15 protein-coding genes are annotated in these 18,444 nt (G+C 70.8%); 12 read left to right on the forward strand and 3 right to left on the reverse strand.

From position 1 onward, the window contains the following. Positions 1 to 17: 17 nt before the first annotated feature. On the reverse strand, positions 18 to 2,417 hold the full coding sequence (locus ACFVIU_RS15360) for an MFS transporter (RefSeq protein ID WP_385842929.1): 2,400 nt from the start codon (positions 2,415 to 2,417) through the stop codon (positions 18 to 20). Positions 2,418 to 2,597: 180 nt separating this feature from the next. Then, positions 2,598 to 3,041 (reverse strand): SRPBCC family protein, encoded by a 444-nt coding sequence (locus ACFVIU_RS15365; protein ID WP_385842930.1) that lies wholly within the window; start codon positions 3,039 to 3,041, stop codon positions 2,598 to 2,600. A 146-nt stretch (positions 3,042 to 3,187) separates the two neighbouring features. On the opposite strand from ACFVIU_RS15365, the gene ACFVIU_RS15370 reads away from it, so the two are divergent. From ACFVIU_RS15370 to ACFVIU_RS15380, 3 genes are all read left to right on the forward strand, one after another. After that, positions 3,188 to 4,228 (forward strand): Rv2578c family radical SAM protein, encoded by a 1,041-nt coding sequence (locus ACFVIU_RS15370; protein ID WP_385842931.1) that lies wholly within the window; start codon positions 3,188 to 3,190, stop codon positions 4,226 to 4,228. Between the two features lie 135 nt (positions 4,229 to 4,363). Further along, positions 4,364 to 5,923, forward strand: a complete 1,560-nt coding sequence (locus ACFVIU_RS15375; RefSeq protein WP_385842932.1) for an alpha/beta hydrolase — start codon at positions 4,364 to 4,366, stop codon at positions 5,921 to 5,923. Positions 5,924 to 5,974: 51 nt separating this feature from the next. After that, positions 5,975 to 6,373 carry a RidA family protein gene (locus ACFVIU_RS15380; RefSeq protein WP_385842933.1) on the forward strand — a complete coding sequence of 133 codons (399 nt, stop codon included), beginning with the start codon at positions 5,975 to 5,977 and terminating at the stop codon, positions 6,371 to 6,373. Positions 6,374 to 6,393: 20 nt separating this feature from the next. On the opposite strand, the gene ACFVIU_RS15385 is transcribed toward ACFVIU_RS15380, so the two are convergent. Continuing rightward, positions 6,394 to 6,978 (reverse strand): adenylosuccinate lyase, encoded by a 585-nt coding sequence (locus tag ACFVIU_RS15385; protein WP_385842935.1) that lies wholly within the window; start codon positions 6,976 to 6,978, stop codon positions 6,394 to 6,396. Positions 6,979 to 7,364: 386 nt separating this feature from the next. On the opposite strand from ACFVIU_RS15385, the gene ACFVIU_RS15390 reads away from it, so the two are divergent. The 9 genes from ACFVIU_RS15390 (at position 7,365) to pssA (ending at position 18,328) form a co-directional block, all read left to right on the forward strand. Next, the gene (locus ACFVIU_RS15390; protein WP_385842936.1) at positions 7,365 to 9,170 is read left to right on the forward strand and encodes a 3-hydroxyacyl-CoA dehydrogenase family protein; all 1,806 of its coding nucleotides are present in this window, start codon (positions 7,365 to 7,367) and stop codon (positions 9,168 to 9,170) included. A gap of 136 nt (positions 9,171 to 9,306) precedes the next feature. Next, positions 9,307 to 10,128, forward strand: a complete 822-nt coding sequence (locus ACFVIU_RS15395) for a TetR family transcriptional regulator (protein ID WP_385842937.1) — start codon at positions 9,307 to 9,309, stop codon at positions 10,126 to 10,128. A gap of 450 nt (positions 10,129 to 10,578) precedes the next feature. Then, positions 10,579 to 11,916 carry a crotonyl-CoA carboxylase/reductase gene (gene ccrA, locus ACFVIU_RS15400; RefSeq protein WP_385843025.1) on the forward strand — a complete coding sequence of 446 codons (1,338 nt, stop codon included), beginning with the start codon at positions 10,579 to 10,581 and terminating at the stop codon, positions 11,914 to 11,916. Between the two features lie 9 nt (positions 11,917 to 11,925). Next, entirely contained in the window at positions 11,926 to 13,974 is a 2,049-nt protein-coding gene (locus tag ACFVIU_RS15405; protein WP_385842938.1) for a protein meaA, read from the forward strand. Further along, entirely contained in the window at positions 13,971 to 14,933 is a 963-nt protein-coding gene (locus ACFVIU_RS15410) for an HpcH/HpaI aldolase/citrate lyase family protein (protein ID WP_385842939.1), read from the forward strand. Before ACFVIU_RS15405 ends, ACFVIU_RS15410 begins: the two co-directional genes overlap by 4 nt. Before the next feature lie 5 nt (positions 14,934 to 14,938). Next, positions 14,939 to 15,451 carry a MaoC family dehydratase gene (locus ACFVIU_RS15415; protein WP_019757884.1) on the forward strand — a complete coding sequence of 171 codons (513 nt, stop codon included), beginning with the start codon at positions 14,939 to 14,941 and terminating at the stop codon, positions 15,449 to 15,451. A 3-nt stretch (positions 15,452 to 15,454) separates the two neighbouring features. After that, complete coding sequence (locus ACFVIU_RS15420; RefSeq protein ID WP_385842941.1) at positions 15,455 to 16,660, forward strand: acyl-CoA dehydrogenase family protein; 1,206 nt, start codon at positions 15,455 to 15,457, stop codon at positions 16,658 to 16,660. Between the two features lie 170 nt (positions 16,661 to 16,830). Then, positions 16,831 to 17,487, forward strand: a complete 657-nt coding sequence (locus ACFVIU_RS15425; protein ID WP_385842942.1) for a phosphatidylserine decarboxylase — start codon at positions 16,831 to 16,833, stop codon at positions 17,485 to 17,487. 22 nt (positions 17,488 to 17,509) lie between these two features. Further along, complete coding sequence (gene pssA / locus ACFVIU_RS15430; protein ID WP_385843026.1) at positions 17,510 to 18,328, forward strand: CDP-diacylglycerol--serine O-phosphatidyltransferase; 819 nt, start codon at positions 17,510 to 17,512, stop codon at positions 18,326 to 18,328. The last annotated feature ends 116 nt before the right edge of the window (positions 18,329 to 18,444 follow it).

Here is an 18,444-nt window from a genome sequence, read left to right on the forward strand (position 1 = left end):
GCGGCCCGGCGCCCGGGTCAGTCCTCGTGGCCGAGCTGGAGATCCCGCTCGGTCCGGCCACCGCCCGCGACCTGGAGAACCGTGGCGACCGGCGGGTAACCTGCGGCGATGACGGTGTACTCGCCGGAGGAGAGGTCGACGAACCGGAAGGTGCCGTCCGCTTTGGTGGTGAGGGTGTCGACGACATTGCCGGCGGCGTCGAGGAGGGTGACGCGCGCGTCCTCCACGGGGCGTCCGCCGCTCGCCCGGACGGTGCCCCGCAGCACGGCGCCGCCGGCGAGCTCGACGTCCTGGCGGGTCTCCCGGGAGGCCTGCACGGTGACGGGGAGCGCGGCGGGCCGGTAGGCGGGGGCGCTGGCGGCGAGGGTGTACTCGCCGGCGACCAGTTCGGTGATGACGTAACCGCCCTCGCGGCCGCTGCGGACGGCGGCGACGACCTCGCCGTGGACGTTGGTGAGGGTGACGGTGGCGTCCCGGACGGGGGTGCCGTCGGCGGTGCGGACACAGCCGGCGAGGCGGCCGGCGCCGCCGAGGACGACGTCGAGTTCCACGGGGCGTTCGCCGACGGTGACGGAGACGGCCTGCGGCTGGTGGCCGCCAGCGGCGGCGATCAGGACGTACGCCCCGGAGCCCGGGGTGGACAGCGCGTACCGGCCGTCCTCGCCGCTCGCGCCGCGGCCGATCTGCTGTCCGGCGGCGTCGATCAGGGTGAGCGCCGCGCGGGGCACCACGGTGCCGTCCGGGTGCTGCACGGTGCCGCAGACCGGGACTCCGGCGGCGTACGACGACCGGGGCGGCGGAAGCGGGGCGGGCACCGGCGCGGTCTGCGGATCGGTGGCGGGGGTGTGGTGGGACACCAGTGGTTTCTCCTTGAGGAAGAAGGCGATGAGCAGGCCGAGGACGAGCACCGGGACGAGGTAGAGGAAGATCCGGGGCATCGCGTCGGCGTAGGCGCGGATGTAGGCGTCGCGCAGGGCCGGGGGCAGCGCGTGGACGAGCTGCGGGGTGAGGGAGTCGGGGTCGGGCAGCCGGCCGCCCGCGCGCGGGGGCAGTGCGGTGCGCAGGGAGCGGCTGAGCCGGTCGGCGAAGAGGGTGCCGAAGATCGCGGCGCCGACGCTGCCGCCGATCTGCCGGAAGTAGTTGTTGGCGCTGGTGGCGGTGCCGAGGTCGGCGGGGCGTACGGAGTTCTGCACGGCCAGGACGAGGACGGGCATCACCAGGCCGATGCCGGCGCCGAGGACGGCCATCCAGATGCTGTAGTGCAGCCGGGGCGTGTCGGTCTGGAGCCGGGACAGCAGCCACATGCCGACGGCGGCGACGGCGCTGCCGAGCACGGGGAACACCTTGTAGCGGCCGGTGTGGCTGATGAGCTGTCCGCCGACGACGGAGGCGCCGACGATCCCGGCCATCATGGGCAGCATCAGCAGCCCGGACCCGGTGGCGCTGGCCCCGTCGACCATCTGGAGGAACGTCGGCAGATAGCTGGCGGCGCCGAACAGGGCCACGCCGACCACCAGGCCGACCAGGCCGCTGACGTTGAACACCGAGTCGCGGAAGAGCCGGAGTGGGATGAGGGGTTCGGCGGCGAAGCGCTCGGCGACGAGGAAGAGGGCGGCGGCGGCCGCCGCGCCGGCGCCGAGGCCGACGATCTGCTTCGAGCCCCAGGCGTACTCGGTGCCGCCCCAGCTGGTCAGCAGGACCAGGCAGGTGGAGGCGACGGCGAGGAGCAGCGCGCCCGGCACGTCGAGGCGGCCGCGCGTGGCGGGTCTGGGGAGTTTCAGGACGGCGGTGACGACGGCGAGGGTGACCAGGCCGAAGGGGACGTTGACGTAGAAGCACCAGCGCCAGGAGAGGTGGTCGGTGAAGTAGCCGCCGAGCAGCGGGCCGGCGACGGAGGCGAGGCCGAAGGCGGCGCCGATCAGGCCCATGTAGCGGCCGCGTTCGCGGGGCGGCACGATGTCGGCGATGATCGCCTGCACGCCGATCATGAGTCCGCCGGCGCCGACGCCCTGGACCGCGCGGAAGGCGATCAGCTGGTCCATGGACTGGGACCGGCCGGCGAGCGCAGAGCCGGCCACGAAGACGGCGATGGCGAACTGGAAGACGCCCTTGCGGCCGACGAGGTCGCCGAGCTTGCCGTACAGGGGCAGTCCGATGGTGGAGGTGAGCAGGTAGGCGGTGATCGCCCAGGACATCCGGTCCAGGCCGTGCAGTTCGCCGACGACCTTCGGCAGGGCGGTCGCGACGATCATCTGGTCGAGCGCGGCGAGGAGCAGGGCGAGCATCAGCCCGAAGAAGACGAGCCGGACGCGGCCCGCGCCGAGTGCGGCGGCCGGAGCGGGCGGCGGCGGTGCCTCGACGGCGTCCGGGGCCGGTGCCGTGTCCGGCTCGTGCTTCACCAGTGCCGTCCCGCCCATGTGCCGCTCCCCTCAGTCACACCTGTCACATGTCGCGCCTAAGGCAGGCAACTGCGGACAACTGCGGCGGGTTACGGTGCGCGGGGGGCCGGGGTGGAGATCCACCCGAACCGGTGAAGGGGGTCAACTCCGGAAGTCGGTTCCGGAAGTCAACTCCCCTTCACCGGCTGCCATTTGAGGCTACTGGGTGACCTCGCGCTCCAGGTTGGCGAGCAGGGCGTCGTAGATCCGGCCGAGGCCCTTGGGCGCGAAGGTCTTCTCGAAGAAGCCGCCGATGCCGCCGGCGCCCTGCCAGGTGGTGGTGACGACGACGCGGGACTTCCCCTCGCCGGCCGGGGTGACGCGCCAGGTGGTGACCATGGAGGAGTTGCGGTCCTTCTCGACCAGCTCGCCGTCGGTGGGCTCGCTGACCTCCAGCAGGCAGTCGCGCACCCGCTTGCTGGTGGCCTGGAGCTTCCAGTGGACGAGGGTGCCCTCGCCGTCGCCGCCCTCGCGCACCTCGTACTCGCTGAAGTGCTCGGGCAGCAGCTTCTGCCGCGTGCCGGAATAGTCGGCGAGGGCGTCGAACACCTTCTCCGCGTCCGCCGCGACGACCCGCTCCGTTGTGGCCTCGACCTGCGCCATTGCGTTCCTCCAGGACCTGGTTGCTCGGGGTTGGTAACCAACCACGGCAAGCCAACCACCCCGGCGCCCGGCCGCCCAAATCGGGGTCCGCACGATCATGGGAACACATGTTCTATTCTGTGCCGCAGTGCTACCGAGGAGGCGTCATGCGCTGGGACAACCTCACCGATCCCGCCGAGGAGACCGAGCACGGACGGGCCGAGCCGGCCCTGTTCGGCGCGGACGCGGTGACGACCCGCACCTTCGACACGCCCGAGTTCCGCGGGATCACCTTCCACGAGGTCCGGGCGCGCTCGGTGCTGAACCGGGTGCCGGGCGCCTCGCGCATGCCGTTCGAATGGACGGTCAATCCCTATCGGGGCTGCACGCACGCGTGCGTGTACTGCTTCGCGCGCAAGACGCACAGCTATCTGGACCTCGACACGGGCCTCGGCTTCGACTCCCAGATCGTGGTCAAGGTGAACGCCCCCGAGGTGCTGCGCCGTCAGCTCGCCTCCCGGCGCTGGCGCGGCGACCACATCGCGATGGGCACCAATGTCGACTGCTACCAGCGCGCCGAGGGCCGCTACCGGCTGATGCCGGGGATCATCTCGGCCCTCACCGAGCACGCGAACCCGTTCTCGATCCTCACCAAGGGCACGCTCATCCTGCGCGACCTGGAGCTGCTGGTGCGGGCGGCCGAGGTGACGGACGTGGGCGTCTCGGTCTCCGTGGGCTTCCTCGACACCGAGCTGTGGCGCACGGTGGAGCCGGGCACCCCCGCGCCCGAGCGCCGACTGGACGTCGTACGGGCCTTCGGCGAGCACGGCATCGGCTGCGGGGTGCTGATGGCGCCGGTGATCCCGTTCCTGAGCGACCGTCCGGAGCAGCTGCGGGCCGCGGTACGGGCCATCGCGGAGGCCGGGGCCACCTCGGTCACCCCGCTCACGCTGCATCTGCGGCCGGGCGCCCGCGAGTGGTTCATGGCCTGGCTGGCGCACCACCACCCGGACCTGGTGGGCCGCTACGAGCGCATGTACGCGCAAGGAGCCTACGCGCCGACGTGGTACCAGCGCCGGATCACCCGTCAGGTGCACGAGCTGGCGCAGGAGTACGGCATCGGACCCACGCGCGCGCGTGCGGCGCGCCGGATCCGGCCGGCCGAACCCGCGACCGGGTCCGAGCCCACCCAGCTGACCCTCATCTGAGCGCGTTCGAGGGCATCCCTCGGCCCAATCGGGTCAACTCCGGCCGGGACGCGTTCCTCGGGCCGCCGTTGCCGGGACGATCCGGCGAGAGCCGTGACCTCACGGTTCGCCGATCCCTCCGTCCCGGGAGGCCCCATGAGAAGACGCACGGCCGTGCTGTGCGCAGCCGCCGCGGTGCTGGCGGGCTCGGTCACCGCCGCCCCCGCGCGCGCGACCGCCGCCCCCGTTCCGCGGCTCGCCTGGCAGAAGTGCGGCACGAGCGAGTACCCGAGCATGCAGTGCGCGTCGCTGCGGGTGCCGCTGGACCACGCGAACCCGGCCGGCCGGACGATCAGTCTCGCCCTCTCGCGCGTCCCGCACACCGCCGCGGCCTCCCAGGGGCCGCTGCTGGTCAACCCCGGCGGCCCCGGCGGCAGCGGGCTGGCGCTGGCCGGCTTCGTCGCCGCCGCGCTGCCGCGGAGCGTGGCGGCCCGGTACGACGTGATCGGCTTCGATCCGCGCGGGGTGGGCGCCAGCGGCCCGGCCCTGGACTGCGCGCCCCGCCACTTCGCCCCGGTGCGCCCGGACACCGTGCCGGCCACGGCCGCGGTGGAACAGGCGAACCTGAAGCGGGCACGGTCCTTCGCCGCCGCGTGCGGCCGCCGGCACGCCGACGTGCTCCCCTACATGGACACGGTCAGCGCCGCGCGGGACCTCGACGCGATCCGGGAGGCGCTGGGCGCGCCCACGATCAGCTACTTCGGCTACTCCTACGGCACCTACCTGGGCGCGGTCTACGCCAAGCTGTATCCGCAGCGGGTGCGCCGGCTGGTGCTGGACTCGATCGTGGATCCGTCGGGTGTCTGGTACCGGGACAACCTGGGCCAGGACTACGCCTTCAACGACCGCCACCGCGCGCTGATGGCGTGGATCGCCCGGCACGACGCGGCATACCGGCTCGGCAGGGACCCCGAGAAGGTGGAGGCCGCCTGGTACGCGATGCGGGCGGCGCTGGCGAAGCGGCCCGCCGCGGGGAAGGTCGGCGCCGCGGAGCTGGAGGACACCTTCATCCCGGGCGGCTACTTCGACGGCTACTGGCCCTATCTCGCCGAGGCGTTCGCGGCCTACGTCCACCACAAGGAGACCGCGCCGCTGGTGGAGGCGTACAAGAGTCTCGGAGCCGTGGACTCCGCCGGCGACAACGGCTACAGCGTCTACACGGCCGTGCAGTGCCGTGACGTGGCCTGGCCGCGCGGCTGGAACCGGTGGCGTGCGGACACCTGGAAGGTGTACGGCAAGGCGCCCTTCATGGCCTGGAACAACGCCTGGTACAACGCGCCGTGCGCGTTCTGGCCGGTCGGCTCCGGTACGCCGGTGAACATCGCCAACGCCAAGCTGCCGCCGGCGCTGCTGTTCCAGGCGACCGACGACGCGGCGACCCCGTACCCGGGCGGTGTCACGGTGCACCATCTGCTGGCCCGCTCCAGCCTGGTGGTCGAGGAGGGCGGCGGCAACCACGGCGTCACACTCGGCGGCAACGCCTGTCTGGACCGGTATCTGGCCGCGTATCTGACGGACGGCACGGTGCCGCGCGGTGCCGGTGTGGCGGACGCGGTGTGCCACAGGTCCCCGGAGCCGGAACCGCTCAAGGCGAAGGCGGCGCCGCTCTCCTCCGCCGGTGCGGTGCTGCACCGCCTGCTGGGCTTCCGCCGGTAACTCCGCGGGGACGCCGGGGGCGTTGTCAGTGGCGTGATCCACAATGGCGCCATGACCGAACCCATCCGGATCCCGGCCCCCGACGGGGTCGCCCCCGCCGCCCAGTACAGCCATGTGGTCACGGCGACCGGCCGCCTGGTCGCCGTCTCCGGCCAGCTCCCCCTGGACGAGGAGGGCCGGCTGGTCGGCCCGGGCGACCCGGCCGCCCAGGCCCGCCAGGTCTTCGAGAACCTCCGGCGCTGTCTGGCCGCGGCCGGGGCGGGCTTCGAGCACGTGATCAAGCTGACGTACTTCGTCACGGACATGTCCCACCTGCCGGCCCTCCGCACGGCCCGCGCCGCCCACATACCCGACACCCGCCTGCCGGCCTCCTCCGCCGTCCAGGTGGCCGCCCTGGTCTCCCCGGACTTCCTGATGGAGGTGGAGGCACTGGCCGTACTGGAGGCCTGACCCCGCTCACGGCCGGGGTGTCAGTGCGTCTGCTTCTGCTCGGGGATGCGGGCCAGGGCGTGGACCGCCGCCTCGGCCAGGGCCGGGTGGGCCAGGGCCTCGGTCAGGATGCGGCGGGCCCGGGGGTCGGCGAGGGTGCCGAGCCCCTCCACGCAGGCGAGGGCGACGCGGCGGTAGGGGTCGTACGGGCGGAGGCGGCGTTCCAGGGTGGTGATCAGCGCGGGCACGGACTCGGGGGCGCGCAGGGCGACCAGCAGCCGGACCGGGTGCAGGGCGTAGGCCACGCGCAGTTCGTTGGTGGCGAGGGCAGCGGCCGCGCGGGCCGTACGCGGGTCGTCGAGCCGGGCCAGGGCGTGCGCGGCGGCGGCGCAGCGCGGCGGGTCGCGGTGGTTGAGCAGCAGCACCAGGGACTCGAAGGCGCGCCGGTCGCCCGCGCGGCCGAGCCGGAACGCGGCCAGTTCCCGCGCCCAGAGGGGCTGGCCGGGGGCGGTGAGGACCTCGGCCAGTTCGTCGTGGTCCTCGGTCGCCAACAGGCGGTGGAACGCCGCCGAGCCGCCCGATTCCTGCCGTAAGCGCTCCGTGAGCGCTCGCAACTCTTCGTCCACGGGGTCCAGCGTAGGCGGCCCGCGGGCACAGAGGGAGGTACATCACAAACTCCGGGGGCTGGCGCGCTCGTTACCCGCCGGTTAAGCTCATACGAGCGAGACACCCTCTCGCATCCTCGCTGGCGACGGTTTGGTGACGCGGCCGTCGCGGGCATCTGTCGGTTCGGTGCGGCGAGTACCGCCGAACACCGCAGTACGACCCGGCTCCGGGACAGAGCCGGTCGGAGATCCGCCGCTGCCGGGCGTGTGCGCGCCCGTGGCACCGGCAGTACCGGGCGTGTGCGCTCGCAGCCCGGCCACACCCGCACCTCTTCTCCGCTCCGCGGTGTGCCTTCGGGCACACCCGGCGCGTTCCTCGTCGTCACCCTCATCCCTGGAGTCCCGCGATGGCCACTCCCCGCTCCGACGCAAGCCTGTCCCCGCTCAAGACGATCGCCGTCGTCGGTCTCGGCACCATGGGCACCGGCATCACCGAAGTCCTTCTGAAGGCCGGCCGCGAGGTGATCGGCATCGACATCAGCGAGGCGCAGGCCGCCCGCTCGCTGGCCGCCCTGGAGGCCTCCACCGCCCGCTGTGTGGAGCGCGGCCGGATCTCCGAGCAGGAGCGCGCCGACGCCCTGGCCCGGCTGCGCACCGGCACCGACCTCGCCGCGGCGGCCGACGCCGACCTCGTCATCGAGGTGGCCCCGGAGTCGTACGAGGTCAAGCAGCAGATCTTCCGTGCGCTGGACGGCATCGTCCGCCCCGAGACGATCCTCGCGACCGGCACCAACGCCCTGTCCGTGACCCGGCTCGCCGCCGACTCCGCGCGCCCCGAGCGGGTGCTCGGGCTGCACTTCTTCAACCCGGCCCCGGCGATGAAGCTGGTCGAGATCGTCTCCTCGGTGCTGACGGCCCCGCAGGCCGTGGCCGCCGTCACCGACCTCGCGGTCGAGCTGGGCAAGGAACCGGTCGCGGTCGGCGACCGCCCCGGGTTCGTCGCGGACGGGCTGCTGTTCGGCTACCTCAACCAGGCGGCCGCGATGTACGAGTCCCGGTACGCCTCCCGCGAGGACATCGACGCGGCGATGCGGCTCGGCTGCGGCCTTCCTATGGGCCCGCTCGCGCTCCTGGACCTGATCGGCGTCGACACCGCGCGCACGGTCCTGGAGGCCATGTACGCCGAGTCCCAGGACCGGCTGCACGCCCCCGCCCCGATCCTGAAGCAGCTCAGCGAAGCGGGCCTGACCGGCCGCAAGTCCGGGCGCGGCTTCTACACCTACGCGGCGCCGGGCAGCGCCACGGTGGTGCCGGACGCGCTGACCCCGGGCGCGGACGGCACCGGCGCGGCCGGCCGCTCCGTCCGCTCGGTCGGCGTCGCCGGCTCCGGGACCATGGCCTCCGGCATCGCCGAGGTGTTCGCGAAGGCCGGGTACGAGGTCGTGCTGGCCGCCCGCAGCGAGGAGAAGGCGCAGACCGCCAAGGCCAGGATCGGCAAGTCCCTGGCCCGCTCCGTGGACAAGGGCCGGCTGACGGCCGAGGCCGCCGCGCAGACGCTGGACCGGATCACCCCGGCCGGGTCCTACGACGCCTTCGCCGAGGTCGACCTGGCCGTCGAGGCGGTCGCCGAGGACCTGGAGATCAAGCGGCAGCTGTTCCAGACGCTGGACAAGGTCTGCAAGCCCGGCGCGGTGCTGGCCACCACCACCTCCTCGCTGCCCGTCGTCGCCTGCGCCCGCGCCACCTCGCGCCCGCAGGACGTGATCGGCATGCACTTCTTCAACCCGGCCCCCGCGATGAAGCTGGTCGAGGTGGTCCGCACGGTGCTCACCGCGGACGACGTCCACGCCACCGTCCGCGAGGTCTGCACGAAGATCAGGAAGCACGCGGTGGACTGCGGCGACCGGGCCGGCTTCATCGTCAACGCGCTGCTGTTCCCGTACCTCAACAACGCGGTCAAGATGGTCCAGGAGCACTACGCCTCGCTGGACGACATCGACGCGGCGATGCGGCTGGGCGGCGGCTACCCGATGGGCCCGTTCGAGCTGCTGGACGTGGTCGGGCTGGATGTCTCGCTGGCCATCGAGAAGGTGCTGCACCGCGAGTTCCGCGACCCGGGGCTGGCCCCGGCGCCGCTCCTGGAGCACCTGGTGGCCGCGGGCTGCCTCGGCCGCAAGACGGGCCGCGGCTTCCGCGAGTATGCCCGCCGCTGACGGCGCCGGCGACTGGTACGACGCGGAGACGGACTGGGGCGGACTGCTCGGCCCGGCCGCGGGACCCCCGCCCCCCGGGGGCGGGGGATGCCCCGCACCTGCGCACCGAGCTGCGCACATGCAGTACTTTCGGGTCATGTCCCAGCCCGCCAAGTCCTCCCGTACACCAGCTACGCCCGACGCGCCGGAAAGTGCCGCAGGCAGTCGCGCCGCCGCCCAGCGGCTGAAAATGCGCCGAGAACTGGCGGCCGCAGCCATGGAGCTGTTCGCGACCAAGGGGTACGAGGCCACCACCGTCGACGAGATCGCGGCCGCGGCCGGGGTCGCCCGCCGCACCTTCTTCCGCCACTTCCGCTCCAAGGAAGAGGCGATCTTCCCGGACCACGACGACACACTGATCCGTGCCGAGGCGGTCCTCAACGCCGCCCCGGCGCACGAGCACCCGCTCGACACCGTGTGCCGCGGCATCAAGGAAGTCATGAAGATGTACGCGGCGCGGCCGGAGATCTCGGTCGCCCGCTACAAGCTCACCCGCGAGGTGCCCACCCTGCGCGAGGCCGAGATCGCCTCGGTGGCCCGCTACGAGCGCCTGTTCACCCGCTACCTCCTCGGGCACTTCGACGAGCACGCGCACGCCGACGACGCCAACGACGACCCGCTGCTCGCCGAGGTGGCCGCCTCGGCGGTGGTCACCGCCCACAACCATGTGCTCCGGCGCTGGCTGCGGGCGGGCGGCCAGGGCGATGTGGAGGCCCAGCTCGACCACGCCTTCGCGATCGTCCGCAAGACCTTCGGCACCGGCATCGGGGCGGGGCGCACCCCCGCCGGCCGGCCGGCCGGCACCCCGGCCCCGGCGACGGTCTCCCCGCACAGTGAGGTGCTGGTCACGGTCGCCCGCACCGACGCCCCGCTGGAGGAGGTCATGCGCACCATCGAGGAGGCGCTCAAGGAGCGCTGATCCCGCTTCACCGCTGTGACGACGGCCACCCGACGGGGTGGCCGTTTTGGCATGTCAGGGCACCTTTTCGAGCAGATTTCAGGGCCCGTTCGATCGATCATCGCTCATTTGTTACGTAAAGATTTCATCTGAGACGAGGTTCTGGCACTCAGTGCCTTGTCACCTGACACGCGGTGTCATACGTTGAAGGTGTCCGGGCGGCCGGCGAGCAGAGACCATGCGTTCGCCGGCTGTCCCCGCAAGCCGCCGGCTCGCGCGCCCGGACGCCTGCGTCACAGGCAACCTCCCGCGCCACAAAGCGCTGCCGAAGCACCACCGAGCCGAACCGACGGCACCCCTTCAAAAACCCTCAGCAGCACTTTTCCACCCTCAGCAGCACTCCAAGCAGCACCGACGAACCCCCAGCGCCCCTCCCTCAGGGCGCTCACCGCCGGAGGCAACACCGTGACCGTGAAGGACATCCTGGACGCGATCCAGTCGAAGGACGCCACGTCCGCAGACTTCGCCGCCCTGCCGATCCCCGAGTCGTACCGCGCGATCACCGTGCACAAGGACGAGACGGAGATGTTCGCGGGCCTCGCGACCCGCGACAAGGACCCGCGCAAGTCGATCCACCTCGACGAGGTCCCCGTGCCCGAACTCGGCCCGGGCGAGGCGCTGGTGGCCGTGATGGCCTCCTCCGTCAACTACAACTCGGTGTGGACCTCGATCTTCGAGCCGCTGTCCACGTTCGGGTTCCTGGAGCGCTACGGCCGCACCAACGAGCTGGCCAAGCGCCACGACCTGCCGTACCACATCATCGGCTCCGACCTCGCGGGCGTCGTCCTGCGCACCGGCCCGGGCGTGAACGCCTGGAAGCCCGGTGACGAGGTCGTCGCGCACTGCCTGTCCGTCGAGCTGGAGTCCTCCGACGGCCACAACGACACCATGCTCGATCCCGAGCAGCGCATCTGGGGCTTCGAGACCAACTTCGGCGGTCTCGCCGAGATCGCGCTCGTCAAGTCCAACCAGCTGATGCCGAAGCCGCAGCACCTGAGCTGGGAGGAGGCCGCCGCCCCGGGCCTGGTCAACTCGACCGCCTACCGGCAGCTGGTGTCCCGCAACGGCGCCGGCATGAAGCAGGGCGACAACGTGCTCATCTGGGGCGCGAGCGGCGGCCTCGGCTCGTACGCCACCCAGTTCGCGCTGGCCGGCGGCGCCAACCCGATCTGTGTCGTCTCCAGCCCGCAGAAGGCGGAGATCTGCCGCTCGATGGGCGCCGAGGCGATCATCGACCGCAACGCCGAGGGCTACAAGTTCTGGAAGGACGAGAACACCCAGGACCCGAAGGAGTGGAAGCGCTTCGGCAAGCGCATCCGCGAGCTGACCGGCGGCGAGGACATCGACATCGTCTTCGAGCACCCCGGCCGCGAGACCTTCGGCGCCTCCGTGTTCGTCACCCGCAAGGGCGGCACCATCACCACCTGCGCCTCGACCTCGGGCTACATGCACGAGTACGACAACCGGTACCTGTGGATGTCGCTGAAGCGGATCATCGGCTCGCACTTCGCGAACTACCGCGAGGCCTGGGAGGCCAACCGCCTCATCGCCAAGGGCAAGATCCACCCGACGCTGTCGAAGACCTACTCCCTGGAGGAGACCGGCCAGGCCGCCTACGACGTCCACCGCAACCTGCACCAGGGCAAGGTCGGCGTGCTGTGCCTGGCCCCCGAGGAAGGCCTCGGCGTGCGCGACCCGGAGATGCGCGCGAAGCACATCGACGCCATCAACCGCTTCCGGAACGTCTGAGAGCCGCAGATGACAGAGCGTCAGCCTTCGGACAGCCGGAGGGAAAAGGACCGTCCGTGGCTCATGCGGACGTACGCCGGTCACTCCACGGCCGAAGCGTCCAACGAGCTGTACCGGCGCAATCTCGCCAAGGGCCAGACCGGTCTGTCGGTCGCCTTCGACCTGCCGACGCAGACCGGCTACGACCCCGACCACATCCTCGCCCGCGGCGAGGTCGGCCGGGTCGGCGTGCCCGTCTCGCACCTCGGTGACATGCGCCGGCTGTTCCAGGACATCCCCCTGGAGCAGATGAACACCTCGATGACGATCAACGCCACCGCCATGTGGCTGCTGGCGCTCTACCAGGTCGTCGCGGAGGAGCAGGGCGCGGACATCACCAGGCTCCAGGGCACGACCCAGAACGACATCGTCAAGGAGTACCTGTCCCGCGGGACGCACGTCTTCCCGCCGGGACCGAGCCTCCGCCTGACGACGGACATGATCGCGTACACGGTCTCCCACATCCCCAAGTGGAACCCGATCAACATCTGTAGCTACCACTTGCAGGAGGCCGGGGCCACACCGGTGCAGGAGATCGCGTACGCGATGTCCACCGCGATCGCCGTGCTGGACGCCGTCCGCGACTCCGGCCAGGTGCCGCAGGAGCGCATGGGCGACGTGGTGGCGCGGATCTCCTTCTTCGTGAACGCGGGCGTCCGCTTCATCGAGGAGATGTGCAAGATGCGCGCCTTCGGCCGCATCTGGGACAAGGTCACCCGCGAGCGGTACGGCATCGAGGACGCCAAGCAGCGCCGCTTCCGCTACGGCGTCCAGGTCAACTCGCTCGGACTGACCGAGGCGCAGCCGGAGAACAACGTCCAGCGGATCGTGCTGGAGATGCTGGCGGTGACGCTGTCGAAGGACGCACGCGCGCGTGCCGTGCAGCTGCCGGCCTGGAACGAGGCCCTGGGGCTGCCCCGCCCCTGGGACCAGCAGTGGTCGCTGCGCATCCAGCAGGTGCTCGCCTACGAGAGCGACCTGCTGGAGTACGAGGACATCTTCGAGGGCTCGAAGGTGATCGAGGCGAAGGTGGACCAGCTGGTCGCGGACGCCCTCGCGGAGATCGACCGGATCCAGGAGATGGGCGGCGCGATGGCCGCCGTGGAGTCCGGCTACCTGAAGTCGCAGCTGGTCTCCTCGCACGCCGAGCGCCGGGCCCGGATCGAGTCCGGCCAGGAGAAGATCGTCGGCGTCAACATCTTCGAGGGCACCGAGCCCAACCCGCTGACGGCCGACCTGGACACCGCGATCCAGACGGTCGACCCGGCGGTCGAGGCCCGCGTCGTCGAGTCGCTCCGGCAGTGGCGGGACACCCGCTACCAGCCGCCCTTCAACCACCCGCGCCCCTGCAAGGCGCTGGAGCGGCTGAAGGAGGCCGCCAAGGGCACGGAGAACCTGATGGAGGCCACCCTGGAGTGCGCCCGCGCCGGGGTCACGACCGGCGAGTGGGCCGCGGCGCTGCGCGAGGTGTTCGGCGAGTACCGGGCGCCCACCGGGGTCTCCTCCGCGCCGGTCGCCGTCGCCGCCGAGCCGGGCTCCGCGCTCGCCGAGGTGCGTGCGAAGGCCGCCGCCACCGCCCGCGACATGGGCGTCGGCAAGCTCCGCTTCCTGGTCGGCAAGCCCGGCCTGGACGGACACTCCAACGGCGCCGAGCAGATCGCCGTACGCGCCCGGGACGCCGGCCTGGAGGTGGTCTACCAGGGCATCCGGCTGACCCCCGAACAGATCGTGGACGCGGCCCTCGCCGAGGACGTGCACGCGGTGGGCCTGTCGATCCTGTCCGGTTCGCACGCCCAGCTCGTCCCGGACGTGCTCCAGCGCCTCCGTGTGGCCGGTGCCACAGATATACCGGTGATCGCAGGTGGCATCATCCCGAACGGGGACGCGGAGCAGCTCAGGGAAGCCGGAGTGGCCGCCGTCTTCACCCCGAAGGACTTCGACATCACCGGGATCATCGGCCGCATCGTCGACGAGATCCGGAAAGCGAACAAGCTCGACCCTCTGGAGGTCCCCGCATGACGACCGTCAACCGCCTTCGCCCGCGGCGCTCCTGCCTGGCGGTGCCGGGCAGCAACCCGCGCTTCCTGGAGAAGGCGCAGGGCCTCCCGGCGGACCAGGTCTTCCTGGACCTGGAGGACGCCTGCGCGCCGCTGGCCAAGCCCGAGGCGCGGCACACCATCGTCAAGTTCCTCAACGAGGGCGACTGGACCGGCAAGACACGCGTCGTGCGCGTCAACGACTGGACGACCGAGTGGACGTACCGCGATGTCGTCACGGTCGTCGAGGGCGCCGGCCAGAACCTCGACTGCATCATGCTGCCCAAGGTGCAGTCCGCCGAGCAGGTGGTCGCGCTGGACCTGCTGCTGACGCAGATCGAGAAGACCATGGGCTTCGAGGTCGGCAAGATCGGCATCGAGGCGCAGATCGAGAACGCCCAGGGCCTGAACAACGTCAACGCGATCGCCGAGGCCTCCCCCCGGCTGGAGACGATCATCTTCGGCCCGGCCGACTTCATGGCCTCCATCAACATGAAGTCGCTGGTCGTGGGCGAGCAGCCGCCCGGCTACCCGGCGGACGCCTACCACTACATCCTGATGAAGATCCTGATGGCCGCCCGCGCCAACAACCTCCAGGCGATCGACGGCCCCTACCTCCAGATCCGCAACGTGGACGGCTACCGCGCGGTCGCCCAGCGCGCCGCCGCCCTCGGCTTCGACGGCAAGTGGGTGCTGCACCCGGGCCAGGTCGAGGCCTCCAACGAGATCTTCTCGCCCTCCCAGGAGGACTACGACCACGCCGAGCTGATCCTGGACGCGTACGACTACTACACGTCCGAGGCGGGCGGCAAGAAGGGCTCCGCGATGCTCGGCGACGAGATGATCGACGAGGCCAGCCGGAAGATGGCGCTGGTCATCGCGGGCAAGGGACGCGCCGCCGGCATGCAGCGCACCAGCACGTTCGAGATCCCGGAGGCCTGAGCGCGATGCAGTTCGGACGCACCTACGAGGAGTTCGAGGTCGGGGCGACGTACAAGCACTGGCCGGGCAAGACGGTCACGGAGTACGACGACCACCTGTTCTGTCTCCTCACCATGAACCACCACCCGCTCCACATGGACACCAACTATGCGGAGAAGACGACGGACTTCGGCAAGAACGTCGTCGTCGGGAACTACATCTACTCCCTGCTGCTGGGCATGAGCGTGCCGGACATCTCCGGCAAGGCGATCGCCAACCTGGAGATCGAGTCGCTCAAGCACGTGGCGCCGACCTTCCACGGCGACACGATCTACGGCGAGACGACGGTGCTGGACAAGTGGCCGTCGAAGTCGAAGAACGACCGCGGCATCGTCTACGTCGAGACCAAGGGCTACAAGCAGGACGGCACCCTGGTGTGCGTCTTCCGCCGCAAGGTCATGGTGCCCACCGAGACGTACATCAAGGAGCGCGGCGGCGAGCAGCCCGGCCGCCCCGAGCTGAAGCAGCAGGAGAAGTAAGCCATGGCCCGTCTCGCCCAGACCGCCGGTCTGACCGACGTCCAGCAGGAGATCCTCTCCACCGTCCGGGACTTTGTCGACAAGGAGATCATTCCTGTCGCGACCGAGCTGGAGCACCGCGACGAGTACCCGCAGCAGATCGTGGACGGGCTGAAGGAACTCGGCCTGTTCGGTCTGATGATCCCCGAGGAGTACGGCGGCCTCGGCGAGTCGCTGCTCACCTACGCGCTGTGCGTGGAGGAGATCGCCCGTGGCTGGATGTCGGTGTCCGGCATCATCAACACCCACTTCATCGTGGCGTACATGCTCAAGCAGCACGGCACCCAGGAGCAGAAGGACCACTTCCTGCCCCGCATGGCGGCCGGTGACATCCGCGGCGCCTTCTCCATGTCGGAGCCGGGCCTGGGCTCGGATGTGTCGGCCATCACGTCCAAGGCGGTCAAGGACGGCGACGAGTACGTCCTGACCGGCCAGAAGATGTGGCTGACGAACGGCGGCACGTCCTCGCTGGTGGCCGTGCTGGTGCGCAGTGACGAAGGCCACGCCGAGGGCACGGCGCCGCACAAGTCGATGACCACCTTCCTGGTCGAGAAGGAGCCGGGCTTCGGCGAGGTCCGTCCGGGCCTCACCATCCCCGGCAAGATCGAGAAGATGGGCTACAAGGGCGTCGACACCACCGAGCTGATCATGGACGGCCTGCGGGTACCGGCCGATCGGGTGCTCGGCGGCGTCACCGGCCGAGGTTTTTACCAAATGATGGACGGCGTGGAGGTCGGCCGGGTCAACGTGGCGGCGCGTGGCTGCGGTGTTGCCCAGCGTGCCTTCGAGCTGGGTGTGCAGTACGCCCAGCAGCGGCACACCTTCGGCAAGCCGATCGCCCAGCACCAGGCCATCCAGTTCAAGCTGGCGGAGATGGCCACCAAGGTCGAGGCCGCCCATGCGATGATGGTCAACGCGGCCCGCAAGAAGGACTCCGGTCAGCGCAACGACCTGGAGGCCGGCATGGCCAAGTACCTCGCCTCCGAGTACTGCAAGGAGGTCGTGGAGGACGCCTTCCGCATCCACGGCGGCTACGGCTTCTCCAAGGAGTACGAGATCGAGCGCCTCTACCGGGAGGCTCCGATGCTGCTCATCGGTGAAGGTACCGCCGAGATCCAGAAAATGATCATCGGTCGCAGACTGCTCGAAGAGTATCGGTTCCAGGGCTGATTGTCCGGATACGGGGTGTTTTCTTCGAGAAGAAGATCACACCCCGTAGACGTTCTTCGGCCGCCGACTCGACAGCCTGGCTTGCCCAGTTGTAGGCCCCGACCGGTACGATCCCCGGAAAGCCGCCGTCCCCCGTCAGAGCGCGGCATCATCCGCTACGAAGGTCATCCATGCCCCACAGCCAAACCTCTGCACCTCGCGACAGCCGAGCCGGCGTACGCCTCGCGCGCGGAGCATCGCCGTGGCTTCTCCCGACCGTCGCCACCGCAGCCCTCAGCCTGGCCCGCGCTCGCCGCTCGGGCGTCGCGAAGGCCGTCGCCGTGCCCGCCACCGCGCTGGCGGCGGGCATGCTGTGGTTCTTCCGCGACCCCGAGCGTGAGATCGCCACGGGCCGGGTCATCTCGCCCGCCGACGGTGTGGTGCAGAGCATCATGCCCTGGAAGGACGGGCGTACCCGCGTCGCGATCTTCATGAGCCCGCTCAACGTCCACGTCAACCGCGCGCCCCTCGCGGGCACGGTGACGTCCGTCGAGCACATCCCCGGCGGCTTTGTTCCGGCTTTCAACAAGGAGAGCGAGAACAACGAGCGCGTAGTCTGGCACTTCGACACCGAACTCGGCGACATCGAGATGATCCAGATCGCCGGCGCGGTGGCCCGCCGCATCGTGCCCTACCTTCCGCAGGGCACGAAGGTCGAGCAGGGCGACCGCATCGGTCTGATCCGCTTCGGCTCGCGTGTCGATCTCTACCTGCCCGAGGGCGTGGAGGTCGCGGTCGAGGTCGGACAGAAGACCGTGGCTGGGGTGACTCGCATTGACCGTGATTGATCCGGAGACCCAGGCGGGCTGGGTGCCCGAGGCGGACGACGTGGACGACGAGGAGGAGATGCCGCTCTCGCTCCGCCTCTCGATAGCGGACACCCTCACCCTCGGCAACGCCACGTGCGGGTTCATGGCGGTGTACTTCACCACCACCGGCATCCTGATCCCGCACCTCACCGGCGACCAGGAGACCGGCATGGCGCGGCACAGCGCCGCCACCGCCGTGATCCTGATGCTCTGCGCGGCCGTCTTCGACCTGTTCGACGGACTGGTGGCCCGGAAGCTGCGCTCGTCCCCCATGGGCGCAGAACTGGACAACCTCTCCGACCTGATCAGCTTCGGCCTGGCGCCCGCGTACTTCGTCCTCGTCTACGGCATGGTCGCGGAGGGCGCCCACCAGAGGGTGGCGGCGCTGGGCGCGATCGTGGTGCTGCTGGCGGTGGTGCTCAGACTCGCGCGCTTCTCCTGCGTGACGATGAAGGACGGCATGTTCCAGGGCATGCCCTCGCCGTTCGGCGCGCTGACGGTCGTCTCGATCGTGCTGCTGGATCTGCCCTTCGTGGCGACGCTGCTGGCGATCTTCGGCACCGCGTGGCTGATGGTGAGCCGGGTCGAGTACCCGAAGCCGCGGGGCCGCCTGGCCGGCGCCATGCTGTCCTGGATCGTGCTCTCCATGGGGCTGCTGTGCGCCTGGGCCTTCGACGCCCCCAGCGGGCAGCTGCTGCTCCAGACGGGCTGCGCGCTCCAGCTGGTCGCCGCCGCGGTGATCCCGCTGTTCGCCACGGCGCGCCGGGTGAACAACTTCCGCGGCAACCGGCGGGAGGCACGGGCGGCCCAGCTGCCCTGATCCGCATCGCACCGCAAACGGGTGTGGGGGCGAGCCCCGGGGGGGAGGGCCCGCCCAGTGGAACGACCGTCGGACGGAGACGGCGGAAGTACCCGCCCGGGTGCGCCCGCTCCCCC

Source organism: Streptomyces sp. NPDC127190 (assembly GCF_042672505.1).
In the GTDB taxonomy this organism is placed as follows: Bacteria; Actinomycetota; Actinomycetes; order Streptomycetales; family Streptomycetaceae; genus Streptomyces.